Source organism: Pseudomonas sp., assembly GCF_028293835.1.
In the GTDB taxonomy this organism is placed as follows: Bacteria; Pseudomonadota; Gammaproteobacteria; order Pseudomonadales; family Pseudomonadaceae; genus Aquipseudomonas.
In genome coordinates this window covers 19870-44301 of record NZ_JAQGNX010000131.1, presented here as the reverse complement: position 1 = coordinate 44301, position 24432 = coordinate 19870, and the positions used below count along the sequence as shown (strand labels likewise).

Sequence of the window (24432 nt, the reverse complement as noted above, 5' to 3'; positions counted from 1 at the left end):
ACCTCAGGCCTGACCGGCACAGGCAACGCCCTGGACAACGTTCTAACCTCCAACAGTGCGGACAGTACGCTGCTGGGCCTGGCCGGTAACGACACGCTGATCGGTGGTGCCGGCAACGACCTGCTTGACGGTGGTGCGGGTGCCGACTCGATGACGGGCGGCGCGGGTAACGACACCTACATCGTCGACGATGCAAATGACGTGGTTATCGAGGCCGCCAACGAGGGGACCGACCAGGTGATGGCCTCGGTGAGCTATACGCTTTCACCCAATGTGGAAAACCTTACGCTCACCGGCAATACCGCCAGCCTTGTTGGGACAGGCAACACGCTGGACAACACGCTCACGACCAACGACGCAGGCGGCACGCTCTTGGGGCTGGCCGGGAATGACACACTGATTGGCGGCGCGGGTAACGATACGCTGGACGGCGGTGCCGGCACCGACACTATGACCGGAGGACTCGGCGACGATACCTACTACGTCGACAATGTGGGTGACCAGGTGATTGAGGCCGCAGATGGCGGCACCGACACGGTCGTGTCCACCATTGCTTACACGCTCGCCTCGGGTAGCAATATTGAGAACCTGACCTTGGCGGGTACTGCTCCCCTCAGTGGAACGGGTAATGAGCTCGCCAACGTCATCACGGGCAACGACGCGGGTGATAGCCTTTCGGGCGGTGCGGGTAACGATACGCTTACAGGTGGCGCGGGCAATGACACGCTCGATGGCGGGACCGGCGCTGATGCCATGTCGGGTGGGGCCGGAAACGATACGTACTACGTTGACAATGTGGGCGATATCGTCAGTGAGGCGCCAGGCGGGGGCACAGATCTCGTCTATTCAAGCCTCAGCCATACACTGGAAGCGAACGTTGAAAACCTCACCCTCACGGGGAGCACCTCAGGCCTGACCGGCACAGGCAACGCCTTGGGTAACGTGCTGATCGCCAACAGTGCAGGCAGTACGCTGCTGGGTATGGCCGGTAACGATACGCTGACCGGTGGCGCCGGCAACGACACCCTTGATGGGGGCACCGGTGATGACGCCATGGCTGGCGGTGCGGGCAACGATACGTACTACGTGGATAGTGCCGGTGATGTCGTGACCGAGGGTAACAGCGCGAGCTCGGGCACAGACCTCGTCTATTCAAGCGTCAGCCATACACTGGAAGTGAACGTTGAAAACCTCACCCTCACGGGGATCGCCTCAGGCCTGACCGGCACAGGCAACGCCTTGGGCAACGTGCTGATCGCCAACAGTGCAGACAGTACGCTGCTGGGTATGGCCGGTAACGATACGCTGACCGGAGGCGCCGGCAACGACACCCTTGATGGGGGCACCGGTAATGACACCATGGCTGGCGGTGCAGGCGACGATACGTACTACGTGGACAGTGCCAGTGATGTCGTGACCGAGGCTGCCAGCGCGGGCACGGATCTGGTCTATAGCAGCGTGGGCTTTACCCTGGGTAATAACGTTGAGAACCTCACGCTCACTGGCTCCACCGTAAAGTTGACCGCGACTGGCAACACCCTGGCCAACGTGCTCACCGCCAACAATTCGGGCAGTACGCTTTCCGGTCTGGACGGCGACGACACGCTGATAGGCGGTACCGGCAATGACACCCTCAATGGCGGTGCGGGCAACGACACGATGACTGGTGGCGCGGGTGACGATACCTATTTTGTGGATTCGGCAAACGATGTCGTCGTAGAGAACGCCAACGAAGGCACAGACATCGTAAGCGCGAGCATCAGTTACACCCTGGGCACCAACGTAGAAAACCTGACGCTGACCGGCACTACCGTGGCGCTGATAGGCACCGGCAACAGCCTGGCCAACACGCTCATTGCAAGCAACGCCGGTAACACGCTGTATGGCATGGATGGCAACGATACGTTAACCGGCGGCACCGGTAACGATACGCTCGACGGTGGCACCGGCGCCGACACGATGGCCGGCGGTGCCGGCAACGACACCTACTACGTCGACAACGCGGGCGACGTCATCACTGAGGGACTTAACGCCGGTACAGATCAGGTCTTCAGCAGCATCAGCTACGTGCTCGCAACCGGCAACAATGTCGAGAACCTGACGCTGACCGGTATCGCAGCGATAAATGGCACCGGTAACGAACTCAACAACACCATCACGGGCAACAGTGCCGCCAACATCCTGACCGGAGGCGCTGGCGATGACATCCTCGACGGTGGGGCAGGGGCCGATACCATGGATGGTGGGGCAGGTAACGACACTTACTACGTGGACAACTCAGGCGACGTCATCATTGAGGCAGCCAACTCGGGTACCGATCTTGTTTATAGCAGCCTCTCCTACGTACTGGCTGTCGGTAACAATATTGAGAATCTAACATTGACAGGCACCTCCGCCATCAACGGGACAGGTAATGAGCTCGATAACGTCCTTACCGGTAACAGCGCAGCCAATACGCTGACCGGCGGTGCAGGCAACGACACGCTTGATGGGGGCGCGGGTGCCGATACGCTCATTGGGGGTACGGGCAACGATACCTACTACGTAGACAATGCTAACGATGTCGTGACCGAAGCGACGGGCGAGGGCACCGACCTGGTCATGGCCTCGCTCAGCTATACCCTGGTCGCCAACGTGGAAAACCTCACCCTCACAGGCACCACCGCAAACTTGACAGCGTCTGGCAACAGCCAGGCCAACGTACTGACCGCAAACAGCGCGGGCAGCAACCTCCTCGGGTTGGCGGGCAACGACACGCTGATAGGCGGCGCCGGCAATGATAACCTCGACGGCGGAACGGGTGCAGACTCGATGGCCGGTGGTGCAGGCAACGACACCTACACCGTGGATGACACGGGGGACGTGGTCACTGAAGCCGTGGGGGCGGGCACAGACCTTGTTTACACCAGCATCAACTACACGCTGGCCCCGAATGTGGAGAATGGCACGATCGCCGCCAATAGCTCTGCAGTCACCTTGACGGGCAACGCGCTGGACAACGTGCTCACGTCCAGTACCTCCGCCGATACCCTCAGCGGTGGCGCGGGCAATGACACGCTGGTACTCAACAGCACTAACTACCAGAGCGCCATTGTGGACGGGGGCGCCGGTACCGACACGTTACAGATTACAGGGCTTGCCGCTAACACCAGCGTGAACCTGAGTAACCTCGTCGGACGTGTCACCACCACCGAATCCATCAACGTCAAGGATGGCGTCAACGAGTTCATCTCGGTCTCGGCCTCGGCTATTCAGAGCATCGTAGGACAGGGCACGAGCTCTGCGCTCACCATCCATCTTGATACCAATGACAGCATCGTCGTGCAGTCCGGCAACTTCTACACGGCTAACGCGGGCGGCTCTGTCTACACCTTCTATAACGCGGATCCAACCCTTGGAGGCGCATCTCAAATTGCGCAAGTTAATGTCAGCACCGTTTGATTTGGTTGTGAAAGCCGAAGGGTCAGTAGAAGACCCTATGAGCATGCCCACGGATACGACGATACGCGCTGATAAGGTTGTAAGCAGCCAGGGCTCGGCTGTCGTGCCGCAGGTGCAGACGTCCCGGCATCTGCGCCTGCTGCAGGCAATCGCACCGTTTGCAGTTGAAATCGGCCTGGCCAGTTTGTTAGTCAACGCCTGTGGGTTATTGATGCCTGTGTTCTCGATGCTGGTCTACGACAAGGTTGTGGGCAACGGCAACGGCAACGATGAGACGCTGTGGACGCTTGGCGGCGGTATGGTGCTGGTACTCCTGCTCGAGTTTGTGTTGCGCATGATCCGTAGCTACTCGGCTGAACGGCTCGGTGCAGTCGCAGAGTTGCGTATGGACGGACGTTTGGTAGATAGAGTGCTCCAAGCGAATGCGCAACAGGTGGCCGCGCCTGGCGTGCTGATGTCACGTTACCGGGATTTAGCTGGCGCTCGGGATGCGTTGCTAGCCCAATATGCAGTCGTCGCAGCGGATCTACCGTTTCTGGTGATGTTTTTATTGGCAGAAGGCTTTATCGGAGGGCCGTTGGTTGTCATCCCCGTTCTCTTCGCGCTTCCTATCGTGTTGGGGCAATGGTTTACCAGCCGACCACAACGTGATTATGCGGCTCAAGGGCAGCTGGCTTCGGCCAGCAAGGCCACGTTGTTATCGGAAATGGTGGGCGCTCTAGCCTTTTTGCAAACCTCGCCCCTGCGCCACGTCTTCGCCGACCGGTGGGAAAAGGAAGTACAGCACGGCGCGGTGTTGCGCAGTCACCAGCGTTTTTGGCAGACCGCCTCCCAAGCCTGGGGCGGGATGTGCGTGGGTTTGGCTTCGGTTACCTTACTGGCGACCGGCGTCTTCCGTATCGAAGCGGGCGCAATGAGTGTCGGCTCGCTCATCGCATGCTCACTCATCCAACTGAGGACCATGATGCAGGTGTCTTCCGTCGTATCGCTGGCACTCGGCTGGAAAGACCTTAACCGCACGCAGCGCGAACTGGATGCTGCCGCCACGCCACAAGCTGAATCATTATCGTCGGATGTGCCTTCGCATGTGTGCGCCGGAGATATTTCGGTACTGCACCTGACGTGTCGCAGCCAAGGGGGCGGTACCTCTTTGCTGGACGTGAACCTGCAGATTGCGAAGGGCGAACGCGTGGCGGTCATTGGACGACCAGGCTCTGGCAAGTCCACGCTTCTGCGCTGCCTGGCCGGCATACAGGAAGCTAGTGACGGGCAGGTGCTGGTAAGCGGTATGCGCATACAAGCCTTTGCACCGGATGAGCGTTCGCAGTGGATGGCCTATAAACCACAGGATCCAATTATCATGGGCCCGACACTGCAAGACGATTTGGCATCTTTTCAAGGTGATCGTGCCGAACAGGCCCTATTGCAGACAGGGCTTGCCGCCATGCTGCGCGACGGCGAAATGCGACGCGACCAGGTACTGTCATCCCGTGCGGGGCAACCCTTGTCAGGCGGTCAGCGGCAGATCGTAGCGCTGACACGCGCGCTTGCTTCAGATGCGCAGATTTTTCTTCTCGACGAACCCACCTCAGGTGTGGATGCCGAAACCGAGGCCCGCTTGACCCAGGCGGTTGATCAGCTCACTCGTGGCCGGACGGTGGTCATCGCCACACACAGTACAACGATACTCAACAAGATGGATAAGATCGTTGTTTTAGACCGGGGAAAGGTAGTGGCTTACGGTCCGCCTGAGCAGTTGCTCACACCTTCCCGTGCTTAGATTTGGCTATGTCGACGAGTACGTACAGGGCTTGTGGGTTGCGTTCAAGGTATTCGGCGCCGAGCGACCCGCGCCGGTAGCGGTGAAGCGCATCGATTACGGATCGCTCGACGCAACGCAGCGCCTGGCTTTTTGTCGAGCGTTACCGTTTTTTAGTAATGAACTGATTTTGATGCTGCACTCCACTTCGGTGGCGTTCCCCGCAACGGTTCCCGATCTTCTGAAAATTGCCCAGGACGTTAACTCGGCGACCTACGCCTCGTTCACCGCGTTCGGCATTGCTGGAACCCTTTATACCGCCAGCGCGTCCTTCGTCATTTATTACGAATCATGGGGAGATCGGGGGTCTTCTATAAGTCCCATAACTGCGAGAGGTAGAATGTCAATCAACGAAATCCACCCCGAAGACGGGCAAGGTCTGCTCTGCGAGCTCAATGCAACTACGGAGGAAATGATGTCAATCGGACTCAATCAAGTCGGCAAAGCTGGTTGGCATGAGGCGCATCGTCGTCAACAAGCTGCTTTTGCCTGTTGCTTGCGATACCTCAGACGCGAACCCGAAATGATACTCAAAACCTCCGGATCAGCGGCCGCCTGATATCCGGTCACAAGGGTGATGCAATTTATACGGCCAAGGGATGCCCGAAGTGAGCGCGGAAGCCTGCAGCGTTGCGATGGCCACCGCCACCGCCACCGCCACCGCCACCGTATTGCTGCGCGATCGAGACATGGTGTGGGCGCCGATTACTCAATAACCTCTACCGGTTCATGATTCCCTTCAAGCCTGGGGCTTTTGATAATCAACAACAGCGGTATGACAGCCAGAGACAGCACCATCAGAAGCTTGAAATCATCTATATAAGCAACCCAGTTAGCCTGCACCGTTATCATTGCCTCTAATGCTGCGCGGCCGCTCGCGATCGTTGGGTCTAGGTAACGCTTGATCGCCCAGGCATCGAAGGCTCGATTAAACGGAGTGACGTAGGCGCCTATTTCCGCATGATTGACCTGAATGTTTTGGGTGAGCAGAACGGTAACGATGGAAATTCCTACACTGGAACCGACATTTCGCGACAGGCTGTACAGACCAGTGCCTTCCGCCCGCAACGAGGCTGGCAACGTCGCGAAGGCCACTGTTGTCAATGGCACAAACAGCATCCCAAGGCTGGTGCCTTGAATGAACCCGACATAGATGATTGTTTGCATCGACACGTCGGGCGTCCATCCGGTCATCAAGCCCATGGATAATGCCGAGAGCCCAAGCCCTACCAGCAGCAACAGGCGTGTATCGACCTTGCCCAATAGTCTGCCGGCGAGAAACATGGTCAGCATGGTACCCAGGCCACGCGGCCCCATGACCATACCCGCCGTTAGCACCGGATAGCCCATCAGGGTTTGCAGGTAGGGAGTCATCAGCGCTAAGGAGGCGAGGTAGGTAATCCCGATGATAAAAATGAAGACGATGCTGATAGAAAAGTTACGGTCCTTGAACAGCTGGGGGCTGATGAAGGGCTTATCGGTAGTGAAGCTATGCACTAAAAATACGTACACAGCCGCAACGGCGATCACGGCTTCAATCAGGATTTCACCGGAGGAAAACCAACCCAGTTGCTCGCCGCGATCCAAAAATAGTTGAATCGCCATGATCGCCACACTCAGTGAACCAAAGCCCAGCCAGTCCAGGCGTGACGATGTGTCGGTGGGCGTTTCGCGGACGTAGTAGAAAATCCCCCCCAGCGCCAACAAACCAATGGGCAGATTGATGAAGAACACCCACCGCCAGCTGTAACTTTCGGTCAACCAGCCGCCCAGCATGGGGCCCAACACCGGGCCGACCATGACGGAGACACCAAACAGCGCCATGGCTGAGCCGCGCTCCTTGAGACTATAGATATCGAGCAGGATGCCCTGGGACAGGGGCACTAGCGCGGCCCCCGCAAGACCTTGCAGCAGGCGGAACAGGATGATTTGTTCCAACGACTGCGCCAGGCCACAAAGAATCGACGAGACGACGAAGCCGACAATCGACCACAGCAGCACTCGTTTGCGGCCAAATCGTCTTGCCAGAAAGGCAGATGGCGGCGTCATGATCGCCGCGGCGACGATGTAGGAAGTCAACACCCAGTTGATCTGGTCAGTACTGGCCGAGATACTGCCTTGCATGTAGGGCAGGGCGACGTTGGCAATCGTGGTATCCAGCGCCTGCATGATCACCGCCAGCACCACGCAGGCGGTGATCATCGCGCGATGGGCCACAGGTTCAGTCGCTGCCGGATCACTCATGGGCTGCGCCCTTGCTGGCAAACAACCCTGTGAACATTTCCGGGAGGCCTCGCGCCTGCCCGGTATTGATCTGCGCTTCGGCACTCATACCCGTGCGCAATGGCGGTTTATTGCCCGCATCATCGATGCTGATACGCACGGGTATGCGTTGCACCACCTTGACCCAATTGCCGGTAGTGTTTTGCGCGGGCAGCAACGAGAAGCTGGAACCGGACGCAGGGCTGATGCTTTCGACCGTGCCGTGCCATTGCACACCTGGGTAACTGTCGACGCTGATATCGACTGGCTGGCCGGGCTTCATGTGGGTCAGTTCAGTTTCCTTGGGCGAGGCTGCGATCCACAGGTGATCGGCAGAGACCAGGCTGATGCCGGATTGAGGTGGTTGTAGGTAGGAGCCCACTTGAAGCGAATCAACATTGGTCACGATGCCTTCGAAGGAGGCCCGGACCACTGAGTTAGTCAGGTTGCGCTGGGCTTCATCGACGGCTGCTTGAGCCTGAAGGTAGGTCGGTTGTTGTTCGACAGCTGTCTCGACATGGCCGCCCAATTGAGCCAGCACCATCTGCGCCGTGGCCTTGGCTACGGCTATCTTTTGCCGGGTACTGTCCAGTGCATGTTTGGCGTCGTCGTACGTGGTTTTGGACACCGCAGAGACGCTGATCAGGGTTTGCTGGCGCTGGAAACTGGTCTGGTAATACGGCAGGTCGACTTGCGCCTGATCGATTTCGGCCAGTGCCTGGTTGTAGCTGGCTTTTAGATTGAGGATCTGGTTGCGCACATTACCCAGCTGCGCCTTGGCACTGGCTAGCGCTATCTGAAAGGGTTCTGGTTTTAGGGTGAACAGCACCTGACCTTGGCTGACTCGCTGATTGTCCTTGACCTCGACCGACGCCACGAGGCCCGAGACGTCCGTAGACACGCCTACGTGATCGGCCTGGATGTAGGCGTTACCGGTGGAAATGATCTGTCCTCCCGTGACATACAGGTAGCCGCCCACCAACAGTGCTATCGGCAGCATTGCAAACAGTGCAATCCGTATGTGCTGCCGTTGTGAGCGGGCAGGGGCAGTGCTGATTCGTGCTTCCATTTTTTGATCAGCGGGTTGGCGCGACTCGGTTGGAGAAGGGCCTTCCGAGCGTGCGACCTCAGGTGTCTCAGGATGTTCTTGGGGTGACTTCAGACGCTGATCAATCATGACGAAGGGTCTCCTCGTCGATGGGAAGACTGCAGGCTTCAATCAGATTCGCCCTCACGCGCGTCATCATTTGTAGCAAAAGCTGAGTCTCATCCTCGGAAAATCCAGCCGTTGCTTCTTGGCGCGTTGTTTGACCCATGCCGCGCATAAGCTCCAGCAGCGGATGGGCCTGCTCGGTCAAATACAGCAAGGAAAGGCGCCGATCCGTGGGGTGGCTACGTCTTTCGATCAAACCGCGCTCAGCCATCTTGTCCAGCAAGCGCACTAAGGTGATCGATTTCAGCTCCAACAAGTCCGCAAGGCCTTTTTGATGAATGCCTTCATGGGTTGTGAGCATGGCCAGCACTTGCCATTGCGAACGCGTAAGTCCGACGTGCCGAGCACGTTGCTCGAAGCGCTTACGCATCAGTCTAGCGCTGTCATGCAGGGCGAAACCGAGTGTCAGAGTGTCAGTCATGATGAAGCTCTTAACTAAAAAGTTAGCTTATGATAGTTGAGCTTGTAATTAGGATGCTATCTATATTTTGATGACAACTGAAGAAGATTTTTTCCCCGGCGGCTTTCTGGTGAAGCGGGGCAAAACGGGGATAAATTGATGGTGCTAACTGATCACACGTTGGCTTTTTGTGCATTCTGACTACACTGACAAGCGAATAAGAATCCACCGACAAGGGCAATCATGACCCGTAAGGCTGGGCGTTGGACGATGAACCAAGGGCAACACTGGAACGCCTGATTCCACTGTTAACAAGGGGTTGAGTATGAATGCGCAAGCGCTAATAGACACCGCAAGGAGACTGGTCTCGGACGACAAAGGGTTGCTGGCCATGGACGAAAGCAACCCCACGTGTAACCGGCGCTTTGCCCAGTTGGGTATTCCTCAGACCGAGGAGACTCGGCGCGCCTATCGGGAGCTAATTGTGACCACGCCGGGTCTCGGTAAATACCTCAATGGTGCAATTCTCTACGATGAAACAATCCGTCAGCGAACAAAAGATGGCGTCTCATTTTGCGACGCCCTGAGCGGCGCGGGCATTATCCCTGGCATCAAAGTGGACATCGGTACAACCGACTTGGCGGGTTGTCCTGGGGAAAAAATTACCGAGGGTCTGGACGGGTTGCGTGATCGGCTAAAAGAGTACTTTCAAATGGGCGCCCGGTTTGCCAAGTGGCGCGCGGTGATCACCATAGGAGGTGACATTCCCAGCACTGGTTGCATCGAGGCCAACGCTCAGGCGCTGGCCCGTTATGCCGCGTTGTGCCAGGAGGCGGGGATGGTTCCGATCGTCGAGCCGGAAGTGCTTATGGACGGTGAACATACCTTACAACAGTGCGCCGAAGTAACGGAGGACGTTCTGCGGATCGTCTTCAAACAGCTGCACGCTCAACGGGTGCTGGTTGAGGGGATGCTTTTGAAGCCTAATATGGTGCTTTCCGGCTTGGCTTGCGCCACCCAGGCAACGGTGGCCGCAGTAGCCGACGCGACCGTGAGTTGCCTCCTGCGAACCGTACCCGCCGCGGTGCCAGGCATTACCTTCTTGTCGGGGGGGCAATCGGGGGAGTTGGCTTCAGCCCGATTAAATGCCATGAATATGAGATTCAAGTCGCGGCTGCCTTGGGCACTGGCATTTTCGTTTGCCCGTGCCGTCCAGCAGCCGGCGTTGGAGATTTGGCGCGGCGAGTGGGCCAATGTGGTGGCCGCACAACAGGCTTTATTACACCGGCTCAGATGTAACCACGCGGCATGCCGTGGTGAGTACGACGCTGCTCGGGACGGGCCGGCCGTATGATGGCGCCGGGATTCCACGGCCATCCGGCCACCCATTCCACGCACATCCGGCCACCCTTAAAGCAGGCAGCGACGCAGGATTGATTTACTACTATTGGCCTTTTTTATCGAAGCAAAGAAGTTGTCGTGAAAGGTTATCCATGCGTAAGATTCGAGAAGTATTACGTCTCAAATTCGAGGTCGGCCTGTCTGCTCGCCAGATCGCTGACAGCTTGCAAGTGAGTCGTGCCAGCGTCGATGACTGCCTCAATCGCTTTGCTGCCAGCGGGCTGATTTGGCCCTCTGCTCTGACCATACCGAACTGCAACGGCGTCTTTTCCCACCACCGCCCGCCGTCCCCAGTGATCAACGTCCGACACCCGACTGGGCAAAGGTTCACGCCGAACTGCGCCGTCCCGGTGTCACGCTGGCCCTGCTCTGGCAGGAGTACCGCCTCAGCCAGCCCGCCGCGACGAGTCATGGGTTTGTTTACCGTCAAGTGGGTCAGACTGGTGCTGCACGCGCTGGAGCGCTGGCCTGGTGGGCGTTGTCGTACCGGGCAGTTGCAGCGGGCCTTGCCCGGCATTTCCAAGAAAATGCTGGTGCAGACGCTGCGCGACATGGAAGCGCGCGGGTTGGTCGCGCGTAACGTTCAGACAGCTGAGCTGCCGGGTTGTTTTGTACGATCGAGTGAAGCCAGACACCTACGTTTAGAAGGGCATCAGCATGAACCAACTTCTCGCCATGCGCGCCTTCGTCCGCGTCATCGAAACCGGCTCATTCAGTCGGGCCTCCGACCAATTGGGGCTACCGCGCTCCACCGTCAGCAAACTGATTACCGATCTGGAAAAACACCTGGGCCTCAAGTTGATGCAACGCACTACTCGCGTTCTGACACCGACGTCGGACGGTCTGGAGTATTACGCTCATGCGAATCGCCTGGTGGCCGAGCTGGACGCCGTGGAAAGTGCCATGCGTGGTAAAAAACTCAAGGCTCATGGGCACTTGCGGGTGGATGCGCCAGCGTCTTTCGCCAATTGCCTGCTGATCCCCGCGCTAGTGGATTTTCATCGCGAGTATCCCGACATCACCATCGCCCTGGGCATCAGTGACCGCGCCGTGAACATTGTGGGCGAGGGGGTGGACTGCGTGATTCGCGCCGGCAAGTTCGAGGATATGTCGATGATCAGTCGCAAGATCGTCGAGCTGGGTTTCGTCACCTGTGCAGCCCCCAGTTACCTGGCGCGCAGGGGCACGCCGACCTCGCCCGAGGATCTGGAACAGCACCACCTGCGGGCCGGTTATTTCTTTGCCGGATCGGGCAAGTCGGAGCCACTGATTTTCGAGCGCGGAGCGGTACGCCATGAGGTGGCTGACTACGCGTTTTCCACCAACGAAGGCAATGGCCTGAAGGAAATGCTCCTCGCCGGACTGGGCGTCGGGCAGCACTTCAGGGCGATTGTCGAGGGTTACGTCGAGGCGGGCCAGTTAGTCCCGGTGTTGCAGGACTGGTCGCGACCCGGGTTGCCGCTGCATGTGCTTTATCCACCCAATCGTCATCAAAACGCCCGGCTAAAAGTGTTTATCGATTGGGTGATTCAGACGTTTGGCGTCAGACAATGATTGCTGTCACACGGATCTCCACGCGCATGGTCGGCAAGCCGAGGCTGTCGACCCCAACCTGTGTCCAGATCGGTGTGTGGTCGGGCATGTAGTGGCGGTACAACTTGACCATCGCCTCGTTGACCTCGGGAGCAAATCCACCGACATGATACGAGTTGACGTGAATGACATGCTCCCAGCCTGCGCCCGCGGTCGCCAGGGTGCGCTCCAGGTTGCGAAAAGCCTGGGCGATCTCTTCGGCGATGGACTCGGGAATGATGAACTCATCATCCCAGCCGCCTTGTCCTGACGTTTCCACGCGATCGCCAACCTTGACCGCCTGGGCATAGTGCAGGTTCTCGCGCAAATAATCGCCATAACCTGGCGTGATAAAAAATTCCGGCTTGCTCATGGTGTTTTCCTCGGATCAGTACACTACCCGGCGCATGCTAGTGGACTCAATGGAAGAGAAAAACCCCTGGTTTTTGACATGACTATTCACCGGTGTGGACAGTCGCGCATTTGGCTTTCAACCCAACCTGAGCGCGTTGTCAGTGAGCAACCGGCGCAATCACCCGCTGGGCGAACACTGTCTTGGATGTGCGCCACAACACACTGCGAGGCGGCACAATCAACTCGGAACGTTCGCCCGTCGCGCTGCCAGCGGCAGATAGAGATTGCTACCCAGTACTTTCGCCACCATCTTCTCAAAATTATATTCCGGGCGCGGCCCCCTTCTAAGGTCAACCGTCCGGCGAAAGGCAGCCAATATCGTTACTAAGTAAGCGATTGCCGCTTGATCCTTTTCAGCCAAGGCGCGGTAGCTGCAAATAAGAATGCGCTCCGTCTCGGTGAGACGCTCTTCTCTTATCACCGGTCGCGCGCCAACCAATACATACATCACGTCTACACCGTAGCGGATCAAGGCGGTTAAATAACCCGATCCGGGATGCCGCTCACCGTTTTCATAGTGGCCTTGAGCGTTGGCCTGGACGCCGCACAGGCGCGCTAATTCTTTTTGAGTCAAATTCAACCTTACCCGCTCGGCTCTAAGCCGCTTTCCGAAGTTTTTCACCGTGATGCTCCATGCGAGATTCGCCGCGACCCAATTCGCGGCGTAATGGGGGCCGGACATAAAACTGTAGCAGGGGATTGCGCAACATCGAATGTGATTGATGCACCGTCAGGTCGTTTGACGTGGCATTTTCTCCATCAAGAAGGAAAGCGTAGGGGCTGGGATGGTTACAGGACTAGAGATCTGACGGACCGTCGATGAAAAAGTCAGGCAGTTCAAGTGTCCTCTATCGGCTGCGGGAGGTGCTTTCATCGCAAACGCGGAACGTCATCGTTGTCAGTGCATCCATCGAGAACACCTATTTGGATGCTCAGGCAATGGATGTCTTCAGAATCGAATTAGAGAGCGGGCAATTTACGCTGTTCAAGGCCCATGGATATAAGCCAATTCTTCGTGCAGCGAGCCATACGGTCCTAATTGAGCATGTTATCGCTATGACGCAGGGGACTGGAGCAGTGATTCGCTTCAACGCAGATGGAGGGGTCAGAGAGCTTCGGGTGGGAATATTTGATGAGGACGACGTGGGAAGGTAGCGGCGTGTTTAGCCATTCAGAATTAATAGTCCGGTGGCTGGGTCCAAGCCAATAATACCGCTCCTGATTCTTAGACTGCCATGGCATTGACGATTTCGGCGCCATCCTGGGACGGGTCGATGTGGCGTCGGAACGGACGGGAGCCGAAAGGCATGCCGACGATCTCGACGATGGCGTTGGCCACATCACCGACATCTGCGCCTTTGGCTGTAGGCAAACGACCGGGTCCTAATCGCATGGCGATTAGAGGCTACCGCTTGAAGGTCGTAGGCCTACTGAAGATTCGGACAGTTACATGGTCGTGTGTTGCGCGTGGTCGCGCCGAGGCCCTCGTCTGTGATGTATAGTAGCGATACACCCGGCAAGACCAACGAGAACTCCCATGGTATCCATCGTCGAAAGCAAAAGCCCAATCGCCAGCAAGCTTGCGCTTGTGTGTGCACTGGCTATGTCTGCGGCTGCGTTTGCCGGTGATGGTGCGCCGATTGGGCAAGAGCCGACATATCGGACTGGCGAATTGGTAACTCTAACCTCTGCGGACGCCGATGCCTTGGCTCGTATTCCGGGTCTGATCGAGATGGGTGAAGGTGTGAATGTGTTTCTTGATCGGGCTTACGCTGCCATCCTTGCGGGTGAAGTTCCGCATCAGCATATGCTGAGTAATCCATTCACGACCGTTTCGGAGATTTTTGGCCGGGCTTTGAGGGAGGTTAAAGACCTCAAAGGTACAGGCGAATTAGGCTATTACGGAGACAGGTTAATTACCGTACTGGCTGAGTCTCGCCACAAGGCTGATCGCAATGCAAACCTGATTCGCCAAATGGTGGTTGAGCCAAAACCTTACGTCAGCTCTGTTGATCGTAGAGGCTTGGTAGCCCTTGCCAGGCTGGGTCGAGAAACCGCTGCGTCGTTCAGCTCCTGATTGATGGACCCCGTAGAGGTATCATTCCATCCGGACACCTACGATAGGTTTTTCAAGCCTCTCGAATCATCCCATCCTGGCTTTCTAGATCAACTCCTAGTGGATTTTTGCCGCTATCAGCAGTCGATGCGCGATGATCTGCCAGACTACTTTGGATTTGACGTTGAATATGGATCGCCACCAGCAATAGCGGGTTGTATCGAGCACATTCATCTGTGCATTCCACCTCGGAACTTCCCTAAGCGTCAAAAACAAGCACAACGTAAATGCCGAAAGGGCGAGCCAGAGAATGATGTTGCTCTGGTTTATGCCAGGGGCCTCTTTGAGAACAACCAGTTCTGCATTATTGGGGTACTGATGCCGGATGCGCATGAGCAGGCCAACAACAATGACCTAATGCTGTACTTAGGTCGGCTGGGTCGTGAGTTTCGCAGCGATAACTGATATCCCTGGTCACAAGTCAAAGAGGGGCCCCGCGCTAGGCTTCACTTAAGATGCCCAGCGCTCTGTCCTCCTCCTGTCTAACAATCAATCAGCAAAATCCGGCTCAACCCGTGCCAAAATTCGTTTCACGCTCTCCAAATGCACCCGCGCACTTTCCGCATCTCCAATATTGATCTGTCGGGCGGTCTTTTCCACGGTGTCCGGATCTATCTTCTTCAGAGGCCGGCCAGTGCTCATGGCTTTAAGCTGTACTTCGGCGGCCCGTTCTAGGTAATACAAATCGTCCCATGCCAGGGCGATGCTCGATCCTGTAACCATTACTCCGTGGTTCTTCAAGAACACGATGTCTGCGTGGCCCATGGTTGCAGCTATACGATCACCTTCGGTGTTGTCCAGTGCGAGGCCGTTGTACTCTTCATCCACCGCCACTCTCCCATAAAATTTCAGCGCTGTTTGTCCGGCCCACGCCAAGGGTTCACCTTCGATCATTGCCAGTGCGGTGGCGTTGGGCATGTGTGTATGAAAGGCTGCCACCGCGTTGGGTTTGTGCAAGTGCAATCGAGCATGGATGTAAAAGGCCGTGGCTTCAGGCTGGCCGTCACCCGAGATCACATTGCCGTGAAAATCACAGATCAGCAGATTCGACGCGGTGATTTCGTTGAATGCCAGCCCATAGGCGTTTACCAAAAAAAGATCCGGGTGCCCGGGAACCAAGGCTGAGAAGTGATTGCAAATGCCTTCGCTCAAGCCCAATCGTGCCGCCATGCGCAGGCTGGCGGCGAGATCGCGGCGCGCTTCCATCACTGCCGGGGCATCAAGACCGTCGTAATTTTTCTCGCTACGGGTTGTCGCGCCCAGATCATGCGCCATGGGATTCTCCCTGATCGTCGGTCCATCCCATGCTGCGGATGTACTCCGGGACCTGCGCTAAATCCGACAGCACAGCGTCAGGGGTATAGTCGGGCAACGCCTTACGTCGTGTGCCGCGGTCAATCCACACGCAGCGAAATCCCATGACTTTTGCCGCTGCAAGATCAAGATGTGGGCTGGCACAGATGTGCAGCACTTGATCGATGTCGACCCCAAGTTGACGGTGAGCATGGTTGAACAACCGGTGATCCGGTTTGTAAGCCTGTGCCTGCTGTGCGGTGATCACGCGGTCAATGTACCCCCCCAACTGAGCGACATTCCCGGAAATGATGTCGTCGTCGGTGTTGGACACGATGCACAGGTTGAAACCTTGGTCCTTCAGCCACTTCAGTGTGGCCGGGACCTCGGGAAAGGGCGGCATCCAGCCGATGCGCTGAATCAGTCCGTCTGCGTCTTGCGACTGATAATCCATGCCCAGTTCGTTCAGCGTCAGTTCCATGGACAGTCGCGAGATATCAGCGAACGATCGATGAGGCGGTGTTTGCTCCAGGCGATGCTCATGTCGATCGTACAGGTTGATAAAACGATCAGGGTCGAGGCCTTCACCCTCTTTGCTGTCCAGTAAACGCTGAACATAACTCAGCAGACCTTCATCCCACTGGATCAAGGTTCCGTAGCAATCGAAGGTAATCCAGGTAGGGCGAGGGATAGACGCGGTCATGAGGAAGCTCCGTTAGATGAACAGGCTTCCATTTAAAAACTTTACATAATCATCGTAAAATTAAATTAAGATGCCTAATTAATTTGAAAATCAAATGCAGAGGGCGTCGCCATGTTTGATCTGGAATTGCTGCGCACCTTCGTTTCGGTGGTTGATGCTGGAGGATTTACCAAGGCGGGCGAACGGGTCAACCGGACCCAATCGACGGTAAGCCAGCAGATTCGCAAGCTTGAAGAGCAATTGGGGCGACCGCTGCTGTTGCGTCAGCGAGCCGGCAAAACCGTTCAACTGACGGAAGATGGCGAGAAGTTGCTGGGGTACGCCCGTAGGCTGGTTGCACTGTCGTTCGAAGCTCACAGTGTGCTGAGTTCTCCGGAACAAAGCCAAGTGGTGAAGCTCGGGGTTCCCGAAGATTTTGACGTTCAGCGGTTGATGGTGCTGCTGTCTGGATTTTCCCATCAGCATCCCTTGGTGCGACTCGATACTTTGAGCGGGCTAAGCGTTGACCTGCATGCAAAGCTGGAAACCAAGGAAATTGATCTTGCTCTGGTCAAGCGTGATTGCAAACAAAGCTCCGCTCCGGCCTTGTGTCAATGGCCCGAGCATCTAACGTGGGTAGCTGGGCTCAGCATGCAGACGCTCGCCGATCCTCTGCCTTTGGCGGTGTTCCCTCAAGGCTGTATTTATCGCGAGCGAATAATACACGCGCTTGAGTCGGCGGGACGGCGCTGGCGCGTAGCCTTCGCGAGTCAAAGTCTGGTGGGGATTCAGGCGGCGGTCTCGGCGGGGTTGGGCATCAGTTTGCTGCCGTCGACGGCTGTGCTGGCGGAGCATCGTCCTTTGGGGATAGACGAGGGCTTCATCGAGCCACCACCGAGCGAATTGGCATTAATTTCAACCAGTCGGCTGATGCCTCCGGTACATCGGACACTGGCGGATTACCTGAAGACGCACTTGTCGCGAAGTTGAATCGTCGTTGTGCAGCATAACCATTCAGTTATCTGTAGAGCGAACGTGTGGGCGAAGCGGCGTATCAGACACACCGCGCCGGGCCGCCTCGCCAACAATCGGCGCTACAGGACTTGATCCAACACCCTCTAACGATCACGGAACTGCCGCGCAATGATAGGCAGTATCCGATAGGCATCCATCGCATAGCGCCGAGTCAGGCGCTTGGGCTCGGTGAGCAGCCGATGCAACCATTCCAGCGACAGGCGTTGCATCCATACCGGTGCGCGTTTGATTTTGCCAGACAAGAACGCCAATGATGCTCCGGCGCAAATCCCTACCCCGGTGGCACCGCCCCGTTTTAGCACTTCGGCAGCGAGTATCTCCTGGCGGGGCGACCCTACCGAAAACACTGTCATGCGTGCTTCGTGTTTCTGAATAAATGTTACGCAGCGGTCAACTTCCGCGGGATTATCAATAAAGCCCATCGGCGGGTTGTAGTGGTAGAACGTGACCGACGGGTAGTTGATTTTCAGCGAGGCGATGACGTCCTCTTCACAGCCTAATACCGTCACCGGCCAACGCCGATCCTGGGCGATGAGCATCATCGACCGAGTCAGCGTGCTTCCTGGAATAGGTTCAGCGATCTCGGCTTTGAAACGCTGCAACAGCGGGAACAATACACGGCTGTCACAGATCCGATGTCTGGCGTGCTGATAGGCCTGACGAAACCGCTCGTCGTGATCGAGCAGCACGATGTGGTTAACATTGGCGGTCACCGTATAACTGAAGGGTGCGCTGCTTAAGATGATCAGCTCGGCGATGAGATCCTGTTGCTGCCCCTGATAAAAATCGATTCCGAACACGTTCATAGGATGGGTTCCTAAAATGAAAAGTAGCGCGCACCACTGCACCTTGGCCTGGCTGAGGAAATCGGTGCTGACCGGTATAGGGCTGGCATTGGTTCATGGGCTTGTCGCGCAAGCGGAAGCCGCGACGCTGCCCATGGTTTTGATCAACGTCTCAGGGGCCGAATTCTCGGAAGGCGTGTGGCCCGGCGAAAACGGCACAAACTACTTTTTTCCCCGTGACGAGTTCTTCGCCTTGTGGAAAGCCAAAGGCATTCGGACAGTGCGCTTCCCGATAATATGGGAGCGCCTGCAACCGAGATTAGGCGGCGACTTAGATAGCACTTATGCCGGTTTGATCGACCGCATGCTGGCTCAAGCGGGCCAGCAGGGTATAAACGTGATTCTTGATGTGCACAATTACGCGCGTTACAGAAATCAGGTGATTGGCAGCTCGGCAGTGTCCGTCGATCAGTATCGACAATTAATGCAGCGCATCGCCCAACGCTGGCACAGCGCACCGGCGTTGTACGCCTATGACCTGATGAACGAGCCCCACGACGACTCCGATGCCCATTGGCCACAAGCGGCGCAAGCGGGGATTGATGCAATTCGCAAAGTGGATCCACGGCGGTTGATTATTGTCGAGGGCCGCTCATGGTCCAGCGCCGAGCGTTGGCCGCAGTCCAACGATGATTTGCTGGCACTGAAAGACCCGGCCGATAATCTGGTATTTTCTGCACACCTGTACATGGACGAAGGCGGCGGTGGTGAGTACAAAAAACCTAAGGACCCACGGATTGATCCCGACGTTGCGGTCAAGCGGGTCAAGCCGTTTATCGAGTGGTTGGAAAAGCATGGCCGTCGCGGGCAAATTGGCGAGATGGGCATTCCCGACGATGACCCGCGCTGGATCGATGCGACCGACCGTTTGCTCAGTTACCTGCGCGACCATTGCGTGCCGTTGGCGTACTGGTCAGCTGGCGAGGCGTGGGGCAATTACAAACTGGCGGTCCAGCCGATAAATGGCCGTGATCGCCCGCAATGGCCGGTCCTTGCCAAATACCTCACTGCGCCGCAGTGCACCGATTACGGTCCCATTGCCAACCGAAAAGGGCCTTGAATCACATTAGGGAACGGGAGCTCATGCATTTCCCTGCAAAAGATTGCGCCTCGTTTCCCTGGCAGGTACAGCCTGGTTGGCCGCTACCGATACCCGGGCAAAGTAAACGAAACCGGCGATGGCCAAACCTGCCAATTCGCCGCCATACATGATTGACGTAGACAGAATAAAGTTCACGCAGTTGAGTGCGAAATCCAGTTGGAACGCATTCAGCAAGTCACCCTTATTGCGGCATTGACGCATGATTCGCCAATACCCAATGTAGTAAATCAGCGCAACGATCGGCGTGAGAAAACCGTAGCGGTAAAACACGCCCATCAGACCGACGTCAGATAAGTAAAAGTAAATACTGTAGAGCCGCGCAAAGCCGCCATTCCATTGCAGCGACAAGGCCCCCATGCCGATGTAATAGTTCTGCGCGACATCACGCAGAACCAGGGCAATGGTGTTACCGCGTACGCCACCCCCGCTGGTGGCTTCGCCGACCATCGCGTTGAGTTTTGCGTATTGTTCGGCAAAAATACCCTCCGGTAGAAAGAAGTCCGCCACTAACAAAATGACCATTACCGCAATACCCACCTTGAGCAGCGTTCCCCATTGACTGCGGAAAATCCATACGCCTGCCACTGCCCAAATCAACATGGTGTTGCGGGTCTGCAGTACCAGCCATAGATAAGAAGTAAACAGCAGCAGTAACAGAACCGTCCCCAATGAGAACTGCCGCTTGAGGCGGTACATCAACATGAAGGCGCACGCACTGACGTAAGGCCCGGCAATGTCAAAGCGATTGGGTCGCAGCGGATCAGACCCGTAGTCTTTTTCGTCAACCATAAAGGTGACATCGTTGTTTTGGGGAATAATACCTAAGTAATACAAGTAGCCGACGGCAACACACGCCAGCCCGGCAAGCAAAAAATAGCGTTCCAGTTGCTCCTGAGTGAGCCGGGCTTTGATCATCAAGTACAAGACCGGGAAATACATCAGGTACAAAAAACTGCGACGCTCTTCGAGTAAACCGTATATCAGCGGTTGGCCGAATTTGGCCTTGGCCAACAGCGCCGATAACAGAGGCAACACTAACCCAAGGCACAGTATCCAAAGACCGGCCCGCGACTGATGTGTGCGCTTCCAGACCAATAGCAAAAACAGCGCGGACACCGTAATCGCCGCGATGAACAACTCACGTATATAGGGCAATCCAGCGGTTTTGTTATCTATTAAAAACAGGCACCTCGAATTGACAAATATCACCATCAATAAAAGGGTTCGATAGGAAAAGAGCGTCCTGATCACAGCCGATACCTTCGTGGATTAAACCCATGGAAAGCGCCGTATTTGCTCAGCGCCAGGAAAAAGTTAACCCTTCGCTGATGCCCTTGAGGCCATAGCGGATATTTTTCAGGCTCCGACGGTTTTGCAGCACCGTGATCGACGCCAATGCCAGCGCCGACACGATGCAGCAGGTCATGGAGTGAAATTTGCGGTTGTACATGATCGCGGCGCGATTACGATAAAAGTGAAATAGATGGCTTTTTCCCTGGGTACTGCCGCTGTCGCCGTGGCGCGCGAAACTGCGCAAAGAAACCTGACAGCGAATACCTTGGGCAGCGGCCCTGCGTTGCCAATCGACTTCTTCGGAATACATGAAGTAACGTTCATCCATCAGTCCCACCCGCTGAACGACCTCGCGGGAAACCAGCATTGATGCTCCCATCAAATAATCCGGCGTGGGCAAAGGGGTCTGGTCTAATTGCGAACGGTCCAGTTTTTTACCGATCAACCTAGTCTTGCCTAACCATGGATACAGCGTTCCGCCGCCGACACACTGAACCACTGCGGGGTTGTCGGCATACACCAACACCGATGCGCTAAAGCCGCACAGTGGATCGCTGTGCATTGTTTCAAGCAACGCCTGCAATGCGCCCGGTTCAACCGTGATGTCGTTGTTCAATATCCAGAAGTAGTCGTAGCCGGCCCGGTATGCGTAATCAATGCCAACGTTGTTCCCGCCCGCATAACCGAAATTACCGCTGTTCTTGATCAGACAACGGGAGTATTTGCGCTCACTGTGTTTTATTTCGTCTTGGGTAGTGACCCACGATTGCTGCGGGTCTTGCCCGGCCATATAACTTAGTAGTTGCTGATAGTCATCGGGCCGGGAATCGTTGTCGATGATCACGATGGGTATTTCGCAGCTGGCTTCAATAGCGTGAATACACGCTATCGTCTGCTCGGCACCGTTCCAGTTAAGAACGATTGCGCACACATTTTCATTGCTCATGGTAGCTATCCAGCGAGGGCAGATGCGCATCTGCATTGATAAGCATGACCTTGCGCCTGGCGGCGGCAAGGTCTTCCTGCATCATTTCGGCGCACATGTCCTGCGCAGTGATCTCGGGGACCCAACCCAGCTTGAGCCGCGCGTTAGTCGAGTCGCCCAACAACGAATCGACCTCGGCCGGGCGGAAGAATCGAGGGTCGACCCGCACCACCACATCGCCTACTTTTACCGCCGGGGCCAAGTCGCCCTCGACTTTCGATACTGCGCCGAACTCATTGACGCCGTTGCCCTCGAACCGCAGCTGAACGCCCATGGCGGCGGCCGACCAAGTGAGGAAGTCGCGCACCGAATGCTGGACGCCAGTGGCGATGACGAAATCTTCAGGATGCTCCTGTTGCAGCATCATCCATTGCATCCGCACGTAATCCTTGGCGTGCCCCCAGTCACGCAGGGAATCGAGGTTGCCCAGCATTAGACAGGACTGCAGGCCCAGCGCAATGTTGGCCAAGCCGATGGTGATTTTCCGAGTCACGAAGGTTTCCCCGCGACGAGGAGATTCGTGATTGAACAAAATGCCGTTGCAGGCATACATGCCATAGGATTCGCGATAATTGACGGTGATCCAATAGCCGTAAAGTTTGGCCACCGCGTAGGGCGACCGGGGGTGAAAGGGGGTGGACTCCGTCTGTGGCACTTGCTGCACCAGACCGTACAGCTCGGACGTGGAGGCCTGATAGAAGCGGGTCTTGTGACCCAACCCCAACTCATGGATAGCCGACAACAAGCGCAACGTGCCGATGCCATCGACATCAGCCGTATATTCCGGCAACTCGAAACTGACCCCGACATGGGATTGTGCCCCCAGGTTGTACACCTCGTCAGGCTGAACCCGGCTCACTACGCGGGTCACGCTGGACGTATCGCTGAGGTCTCCTTCGTGGAGAAAAAACCGGTTGGCCAGTTCCGGGTCTTGATGCAAATGATCAATACGCTGGGTGGAGCGGAGCGATACATGGCGCTTAATGCCGTGCACCTCGTAGCCTTTTTCCAACAACAATTCGGCCAGGTAAGAGCCATCCTGACCGGTGATGCCCGTGATCAATGCGCGCTTTCTGTCCATATCGTCGATACCTGCTCAGCCACGTGTTGAAGAAACCAGTTACATGTCGAACGCTGTCGTCAGGCACTTGCCGTCAGAGGTATTCAGGTCGCGCTGGACAGCGCGGAAGCGTTCGACTCCAGCCGGCGATACCACCGTTGCCCTTCGAACAGCACAATGATGATCATCGATAAGTTGATAGCCACGTTCGCGGCAGCAAAGGCCATGACCACCGCCAATGCATCTTTAAACACAAACGCGCCAGCGAACACCGCCAGGATTCGCAGGCTGGTGCTGATGACCTCGACGACCAGAAAGCGTTTTTGCAAGGACAGCGCGGGGACCGCCACCAAACATGGGCCACCGATAAAGCCGGCGAATTCAGAGAGCGCCAGCCATCGCGCGTACTCGCCGGCCGGCTGCCATTGGGCGCCAAACGCGAGACCGAACAGCCACGGTCCGGCGATGGCCAGCGTTATAAAAGGCACCAGTCCGGCCAGGGCCATGCCAGCCACACCACGCACCAACAGGCCGGTCACCGGTTCACGGGCGTGTATCGTTTGAGTAATTCGTGGGTAGTAAACGCTGCCTACTGCTTTGCCAATAAAATTGCTCGGCATCGCCAATACCTGCAGACACAGGGCAAAAAATCCCGCAGGCACCGCGCCAAAGGCCGACGCCAGGACCAGGGTAGGCATGTGTACCGACAGCGCATTAATCAACACTTGAGGCGCGCGATAGAGCGGAAAATCTCGGTAGTCGGCGGCCAATTGCCGCAGCTTTTTAGGCGCTTCAGGAACTTGCCGGGCACCGGCCGATAATTGGGCGGTGCCCCGCAAGCGGATGCCTATCAATAACAAAGCGCTGTGGATGACGTAATACAGCGCACTGGTCACCACCAATACCGGGGCCGATGATTGGACCAGACCGGCGAGGCTCCGGGTGGCGTTGTACAGCAAGGCATGGAGTGTCGCGGCTCGGGCCGTGAGGCTGAACGCTTGGGTGCGATACAACCATTGCTGGGTGATTTCCAGCACGGCGGAGCTGAACATAACGATCGGTAACAGCATCAGGTACGGGATCAAAATATCGATGCCGAGGGATGCGGCGAACCGCGCGCCAAAGCCATACAGCAGCAAAGCCGATGCGCCGCAAATCACGGCCGCGACCAGCAGCGACAAGCGGATTAACCCTCGGGCCTCGCCGTCGCGCAACGGCAATACAATCGCCATGGGGTAGGTCAGCGCACACCACGGAATCAGGATAATGCTCAGGCTCTGAAAGGTCCCGACCACGCCGAACGCATCCGGACCATATATGCGCATGATCACCGGAATCAGCGCCAAATTGATCGCCTGCGCGCCGGCGCTGCCGGAAATTGTCGTCAGGATATTGCGCACCAGACGACCTCGGTAAAGCTGCTGAAGCGCAGCGCGCCATCCCACACTGCTGCGCTGCGGCGCGGTGACGCTTAAATCGGGGTCTGCCATGCCGTTCTC

The 24432-nt window shown here is 56.6% G+C and carries 22 protein-coding genes and 3 pseudogenes; 12 read left to right on the top strand and 13 right to left on the bottom strand.

Annotation, left to right across the window (positions count from 1 at the left end):
- The 3 genes and pseudogenes from JWR17_RS18605 to JWR17_RS18595 all read left to right on the top strand — a co-directional run.
- On the top strand, nt 1-3441 hold a 3441-nt coding region (locus JWR17_RS18605), incomplete at its 5' end, for a calcium-binding protein (protein WP_299833524.1).
- A 37-nt stretch (nt 3442-3478) separates the two neighbouring features.
- Complete coding sequence (locus JWR17_RS18600) at nt 3479-5221, top strand: ATP-binding cassette domain-containing protein (RefSeq protein WP_299833522.1); 1743 nt, start codon at nt 3479-3481, stop codon at nt 5219-5221.
- 136 nt (nt 5222-5357) lie between these two features.
- A pseudogene (locus JWR17_RS18595) lies at nt 5358-5516 on the top strand (amino acid ABC transporter permease); the annotation flags it as partial.
- Between the two features lie 449 nt (nt 5517-5965).
- On the opposite strand, the gene JWR17_RS18590 reads toward JWR17_RS18595, so the two are convergent.
- Genes JWR17_RS18590 through JWR17_RS18580 form a run of 3 tightly spaced genes read right to left on the bottom strand, consistent with a single transcriptional unit; the run spans nt 5966 to nt 9156 of the window.
- Entirely contained in the window at nt 5966-7504 is a 1539-nt protein-coding gene (locus tag JWR17_RS18590; RefSeq protein WP_299833520.1) for a DHA2 family efflux MFS transporter permease subunit, read from the bottom strand.
- Nucleotides 7497-8699 carry an HlyD family secretion protein gene (locus JWR17_RS18585; RefSeq protein ID WP_299833518.1) on the bottom strand — a complete coding sequence of 401 codons (1203 nt, stop codon included), beginning with the start codon at nt 8697-8699 and terminating at the stop codon, nt 7497-7499. Before JWR17_RS18585 ends, JWR17_RS18590 begins: the two co-directional genes overlap by 8 nt.
- Nucleotides 8692-9156 carry a MarR family transcriptional regulator gene (locus JWR17_RS18580; RefSeq protein WP_299833516.1) on the bottom strand — a complete coding sequence of 155 codons (465 nt, stop codon included), beginning with the start codon at nt 9154-9156 and terminating at the stop codon, nt 8692-8694. Before JWR17_RS18580 ends, JWR17_RS18585 begins: the two co-directional genes overlap by 8 nt.
- 304 nt (nt 9157-9460) lie before the next feature.
- Here JWR17_RS18580 and JWR17_RS18575 point away from each other — a divergent pair, with 304 nt between their 5' ends.
- The 4 genes and pseudogenes from JWR17_RS18575 to JWR17_RS18560 all read left to right on the top strand — a co-directional run bounded on the left by JWR17_RS18575 (nt 9461) and on the right by JWR17_RS18560 (nt 12090).
- Nucleotides 9461-10489 (top strand): class I fructose-bisphosphate aldolase, encoded by a 1029-nt coding sequence (locus tag JWR17_RS18575; protein WP_299833514.1) that lies wholly within the window; start codon nt 9461-9463, stop codon nt 10487-10489.
- A 139-nt stretch (nt 10490-10628) separates the two neighbouring features.
- Nucleotides 10629-10933, top strand: a pseudogene (locus JWR17_RS18570) (IS21 family transposase); the annotation flags it as partial.
- Nucleotides 10934-10946: 13 nt separating this feature from the next.
- Nucleotides 10947-11114: pseudogene (locus JWR17_RS18565) on the top strand (winged helix-turn-helix transcriptional regulator); the annotation flags it as partial.
- Nucleotides 11115-11193: 79 nt separating this feature from the next.
- Nucleotides 11194-12090: a LysR family transcriptional regulator gene (locus tag JWR17_RS18560; RefSeq protein ID WP_299833511.1), complete on the top strand. Its 897-nt coding sequence runs from the start codon at nt 11194-11196 to the stop codon at nt 12088-12090.
- On the opposite strand, the gene JWR17_RS18555 is transcribed toward JWR17_RS18560, so the two are convergent.
- Complete coding sequence (locus JWR17_RS18555; RefSeq protein ID WP_299833509.1) at nt 12080-12481, bottom strand: RidA family protein; 402 nt, start codon at nt 12479-12481, stop codon at nt 12080-12082. The two genes, JWR17_RS18560 and JWR17_RS18555, sit on opposite strands and share 11 nt — an antisense overlap.
- Nucleotides 12482-12700: 219 nt before the next feature.
- A complete protein-coding gene (locus JWR17_RS18550) occupies nt 12701-13144 on the bottom strand; it encodes a helix-turn-helix transcriptional regulator (RefSeq protein WP_299833507.1) in 444 nt (147 codons plus the stop codon).
- A 197-nt stretch (nt 13145-13341) separates the two neighbouring features.
- Between JWR17_RS18550 and JWR17_RS18545 the strand changes: the two genes are divergently transcribed.
- Complete coding sequence (locus JWR17_RS18545; RefSeq protein ID WP_299833505.1) at nt 13342-13677, top strand: hypothetical protein; 336 nt, start codon at nt 13342-13344, stop codon at nt 13675-13677.
- Nucleotides 13678-13747: 70 nt separating this feature from the next.
- Here JWR17_RS18545 and JWR17_RS18540 read toward each other — a convergent pair whose 3' ends face one another.
- On the bottom strand, nt 13748-13894 hold the full coding sequence (locus tag JWR17_RS18540) for a hypothetical protein (RefSeq protein WP_299833503.1): 147 nt from the start codon (nt 13892-13894) through the stop codon (nt 13748-13750).
- A gap of 165 nt (nt 13895-14059) precedes the next feature.
- On the opposite strand from JWR17_RS18540, the gene JWR17_RS18535 reads away from it, so the two are divergent.
- Together JWR17_RS18535 and JWR17_RS18530 are read left to right on the top strand one after the other, a co-directional pair.
- Nucleotides 14060-14599 (top strand): hypothetical protein, encoded by a 540-nt coding sequence (locus JWR17_RS18535; RefSeq protein ID WP_299833501.1) that lies wholly within the window; start codon nt 14060-14062, stop codon nt 14597-14599.
- A 126-nt stretch (nt 14600-14725) separates the two neighbouring features.
- Nucleotides 14726-15043: a type II toxin-antitoxin system YafO family toxin gene (locus JWR17_RS18530; RefSeq protein WP_299833500.1), complete on the top strand. Its 318-nt coding sequence runs from the start codon at nt 14726-14728 to the stop codon at nt 15041-15043.
- A gap of 84 nt (nt 15044-15127) precedes the next feature.
- Here the strand turns inward: JWR17_RS18530 and JWR17_RS18525 are convergent, their stop codons facing one another.
- Together JWR17_RS18525 and JWR17_RS18520 are read right to left on the bottom strand one after the other, a co-directional pair.
- On the bottom strand, nt 15128-15913 hold the full coding sequence (locus JWR17_RS18525) for an aldolase (RefSeq protein ID WP_299833498.1): 786 nt from the start codon (nt 15911-15913) through the stop codon (nt 15128-15130).
- Nucleotides 15903-16634 carry a haloacid dehalogenase type II gene (locus tag JWR17_RS18520; RefSeq protein WP_299833496.1) on the bottom strand — a complete coding sequence of 244 codons (732 nt, stop codon included), beginning with the start codon at nt 16632-16634 and terminating at the stop codon, nt 15903-15905. Before JWR17_RS18520 ends, JWR17_RS18525 begins: the two co-directional genes overlap by 11 nt.
- 111 nt (nt 16635-16745) lie before the next feature.
- Here JWR17_RS18520 and JWR17_RS18515 point away from each other — a divergent pair, with 111 nt between their 5' ends.
- Nucleotides 16746-17603, top strand: coding sequence for a LysR substrate-binding domain-containing protein (locus tag JWR17_RS18515; protein ID WP_299833494.1), 858 nt, complete (start codon nt 16746-16748; stop codon nt 17601-17603).
- 128 nt (nt 17604-17731) lie between these two features.
- Here JWR17_RS18515 and JWR17_RS18510 read toward each other — a convergent pair whose 3' ends face one another.
- Nucleotides 17732-18454 carry a WecB/TagA/CpsF family glycosyltransferase gene (locus tag JWR17_RS18510; RefSeq protein WP_299833492.1) on the bottom strand — a complete coding sequence of 241 codons (723 nt, stop codon included), beginning with the start codon at nt 18452-18454 and terminating at the stop codon, nt 17732-17734.
- A 16-nt stretch (nt 18455-18470) separates the two neighbouring features.
- On the opposite strand from JWR17_RS18510, the gene JWR17_RS18505 reads away from it, so the two are divergent.
- On the top strand, nt 18471-19553 hold the full coding sequence (locus tag JWR17_RS18505) for a glycoside hydrolase family 5 protein (RefSeq protein WP_299833490.1): 1083 nt from the start codon (nt 18471-18473) through the stop codon (nt 19551-19553).
- A gap of 21 nt (nt 19554-19574) precedes the next feature.
- Here the strand turns inward: JWR17_RS18505 and JWR17_RS18500 are convergent, their stop codons facing one another.
- The 4 genes from JWR17_RS18500 to JWR17_RS18485 all read right to left on the bottom strand — a co-directional run bounded on the left by JWR17_RS18500 (nt 19575) and on the right by JWR17_RS18485 (nt 24423).
- On the bottom strand, nt 19575-20750 hold the full coding sequence (locus JWR17_RS18500) for a hypothetical protein (protein ID WP_299833487.1): 1176 nt from the start codon (nt 20748-20750) through the stop codon (nt 19575-19577).
- 142 nt (nt 20751-20892) lie between these two features.
- Nucleotides 20893-21834 (bottom strand): glycosyltransferase family 2 protein, encoded by a 942-nt coding sequence (locus tag JWR17_RS18495; RefSeq protein WP_299833485.1) that lies wholly within the window; start codon nt 21832-21834, stop codon nt 20893-20895.
- Complete coding sequence (gene gmd, locus JWR17_RS18490; RefSeq protein ID WP_299833484.1) at nt 21824-22954, bottom strand: GDP-mannose 4,6-dehydratase; 1131 nt, start codon at nt 22952-22954, stop codon at nt 21824-21826. The genes JWR17_RS18495 and gmd overlap by 11 nt, the downstream gene beginning before the upstream one ends.
- A gap of 83 nt (nt 22955-23037) precedes the next feature.
- Complete coding sequence (locus JWR17_RS18485; protein ID WP_299833481.1) at nt 23038-24423, bottom strand: oligosaccharide flippase family protein; 1386 nt, start codon at nt 24421-24423, stop codon at nt 23038-23040.
- Between the last annotated feature and the right edge of the window lie 9 nt (nt 24424-24432).

What these genes read in the sequence shown, in the direction of transcription:
- JWR17_RS18520 (WP_299833496.1), bottom strand. Translation starts at nt 16,634, where the DNA reads ATGACCGCGTCTATCCCTCGCCCTACCTGGATTACCTTCGATTGCTAC.
- JWR17_RS18535 (WP_299833501.1), top strand. Translation starts at nt 14,060, where the DNA reads ATGGTATCCATCGTCGAAAGCAAAAGCCCAATCGCCAGCAAGCTTGCG.
- JWR17_RS18485 (WP_299833481.1), bottom strand. Translation starts at nt 24,423, where the DNA reads ATGGCAGACCCCGATTTAAGCGTCACCGCGCCGCAGCGCAGCAGTGTG.
- JWR17_RS18545 (WP_299833505.1), top strand. Translation starts at nt 13,342, where the DNA reads ATGAAAAAGTCAGGCAGTTCAAGTGTCCTCTATCGGCTGCGGGAGGTG.
- JWR17_RS18560 (WP_299833511.1), top strand. Translation starts at nt 11,194, where the DNA reads ATGAACCAACTTCTCGCCATGCGCGCCTTCGTCCGCGTCATCGAAACC.
- JWR17_RS18525 (WP_299833498.1), bottom strand. Translation starts at nt 15,913, where the DNA reads ATGGCGCATGATCTGGGCGCGACAACCCGTAGCGAGAAAAATTACGAC.
- JWR17_RS18575 (WP_299833514.1), top strand. Translation starts at nt 9,461, where the DNA reads ATGAATGCGCAAGCGCTAATAGACACCGCAAGGAGACTGGTCTCGGAC.
- JWR17_RS18515 (WP_299833494.1), top strand. Translation starts at nt 16,746, where the DNA reads ATGTTTGATCTGGAATTGCTGCGCACCTTCGTTTCGGTGGTTGATGCT.
- JWR17_RS18555 (WP_299833509.1), bottom strand. Translation starts at nt 12,481, where the DNA reads ATGAGCAAGCCGGAATTTTTTATCACGCCAGGTTATGGCGATTATTTG.
- JWR17_RS18510 (WP_299833492.1), bottom strand. Translation starts at nt 18,454, where the DNA reads ATGAACGTGTTCGGAATCGATTTTTATCAGGGGCAGCAACAGGATCTC.
- JWR17_RS18495 (WP_299833485.1), bottom strand. Translation starts at nt 21,834, where the DNA reads ATGAGCAATGAAAATGTGTGCGCAATCGTTCTTAACTGGAACGGTGCC.
- JWR17_RS18585 (WP_299833518.1), bottom strand. Translation starts at nt 8,699, where the DNA reads ATGATTGATCAGCGTCTGAAGTCACCCCAAGAACATCCTGAGACACCT.
- JWR17_RS18590 (WP_299833520.1), bottom strand. Translation starts at nt 7,504, where the DNA reads ATGAGTGATCCGGCAGCGACTGAACCTGTGGCCCATCGCGCGATGATC.
- JWR17_RS18580 (WP_299833516.1), bottom strand. Translation starts at nt 9,156, where the DNA reads ATGACTGACACTCTGACACTCGGTTTCGCCCTGCATGACAGCGCTAGA.
- gmd (WP_299833484.1), bottom strand. Translation starts at nt 22,954, where the DNA reads ATGGACAGAAAGCGCGCATTGATCACGGGCATCACCGGTCAGGATGGC.
- JWR17_RS18530 (WP_299833500.1), top strand. Translation starts at nt 14,726, where the DNA reads ATGCGCGATGATCTGCCAGACTACTTTGGATTTGACGTTGAATATGGA.
- JWR17_RS18505 (WP_299833490.1), top strand. Translation starts at nt 18,471, where the DNA reads ATGAAAAGTAGCGCGCACCACTGCACCTTGGCCTGGCTGAGGAAATCG.
- JWR17_RS18600 (WP_299833522.1), top strand. Translation starts at nt 3,479, where the DNA reads ATGAGCATGCCCACGGATACGACGATACGCGCTGATAAGGTTGTAAGC.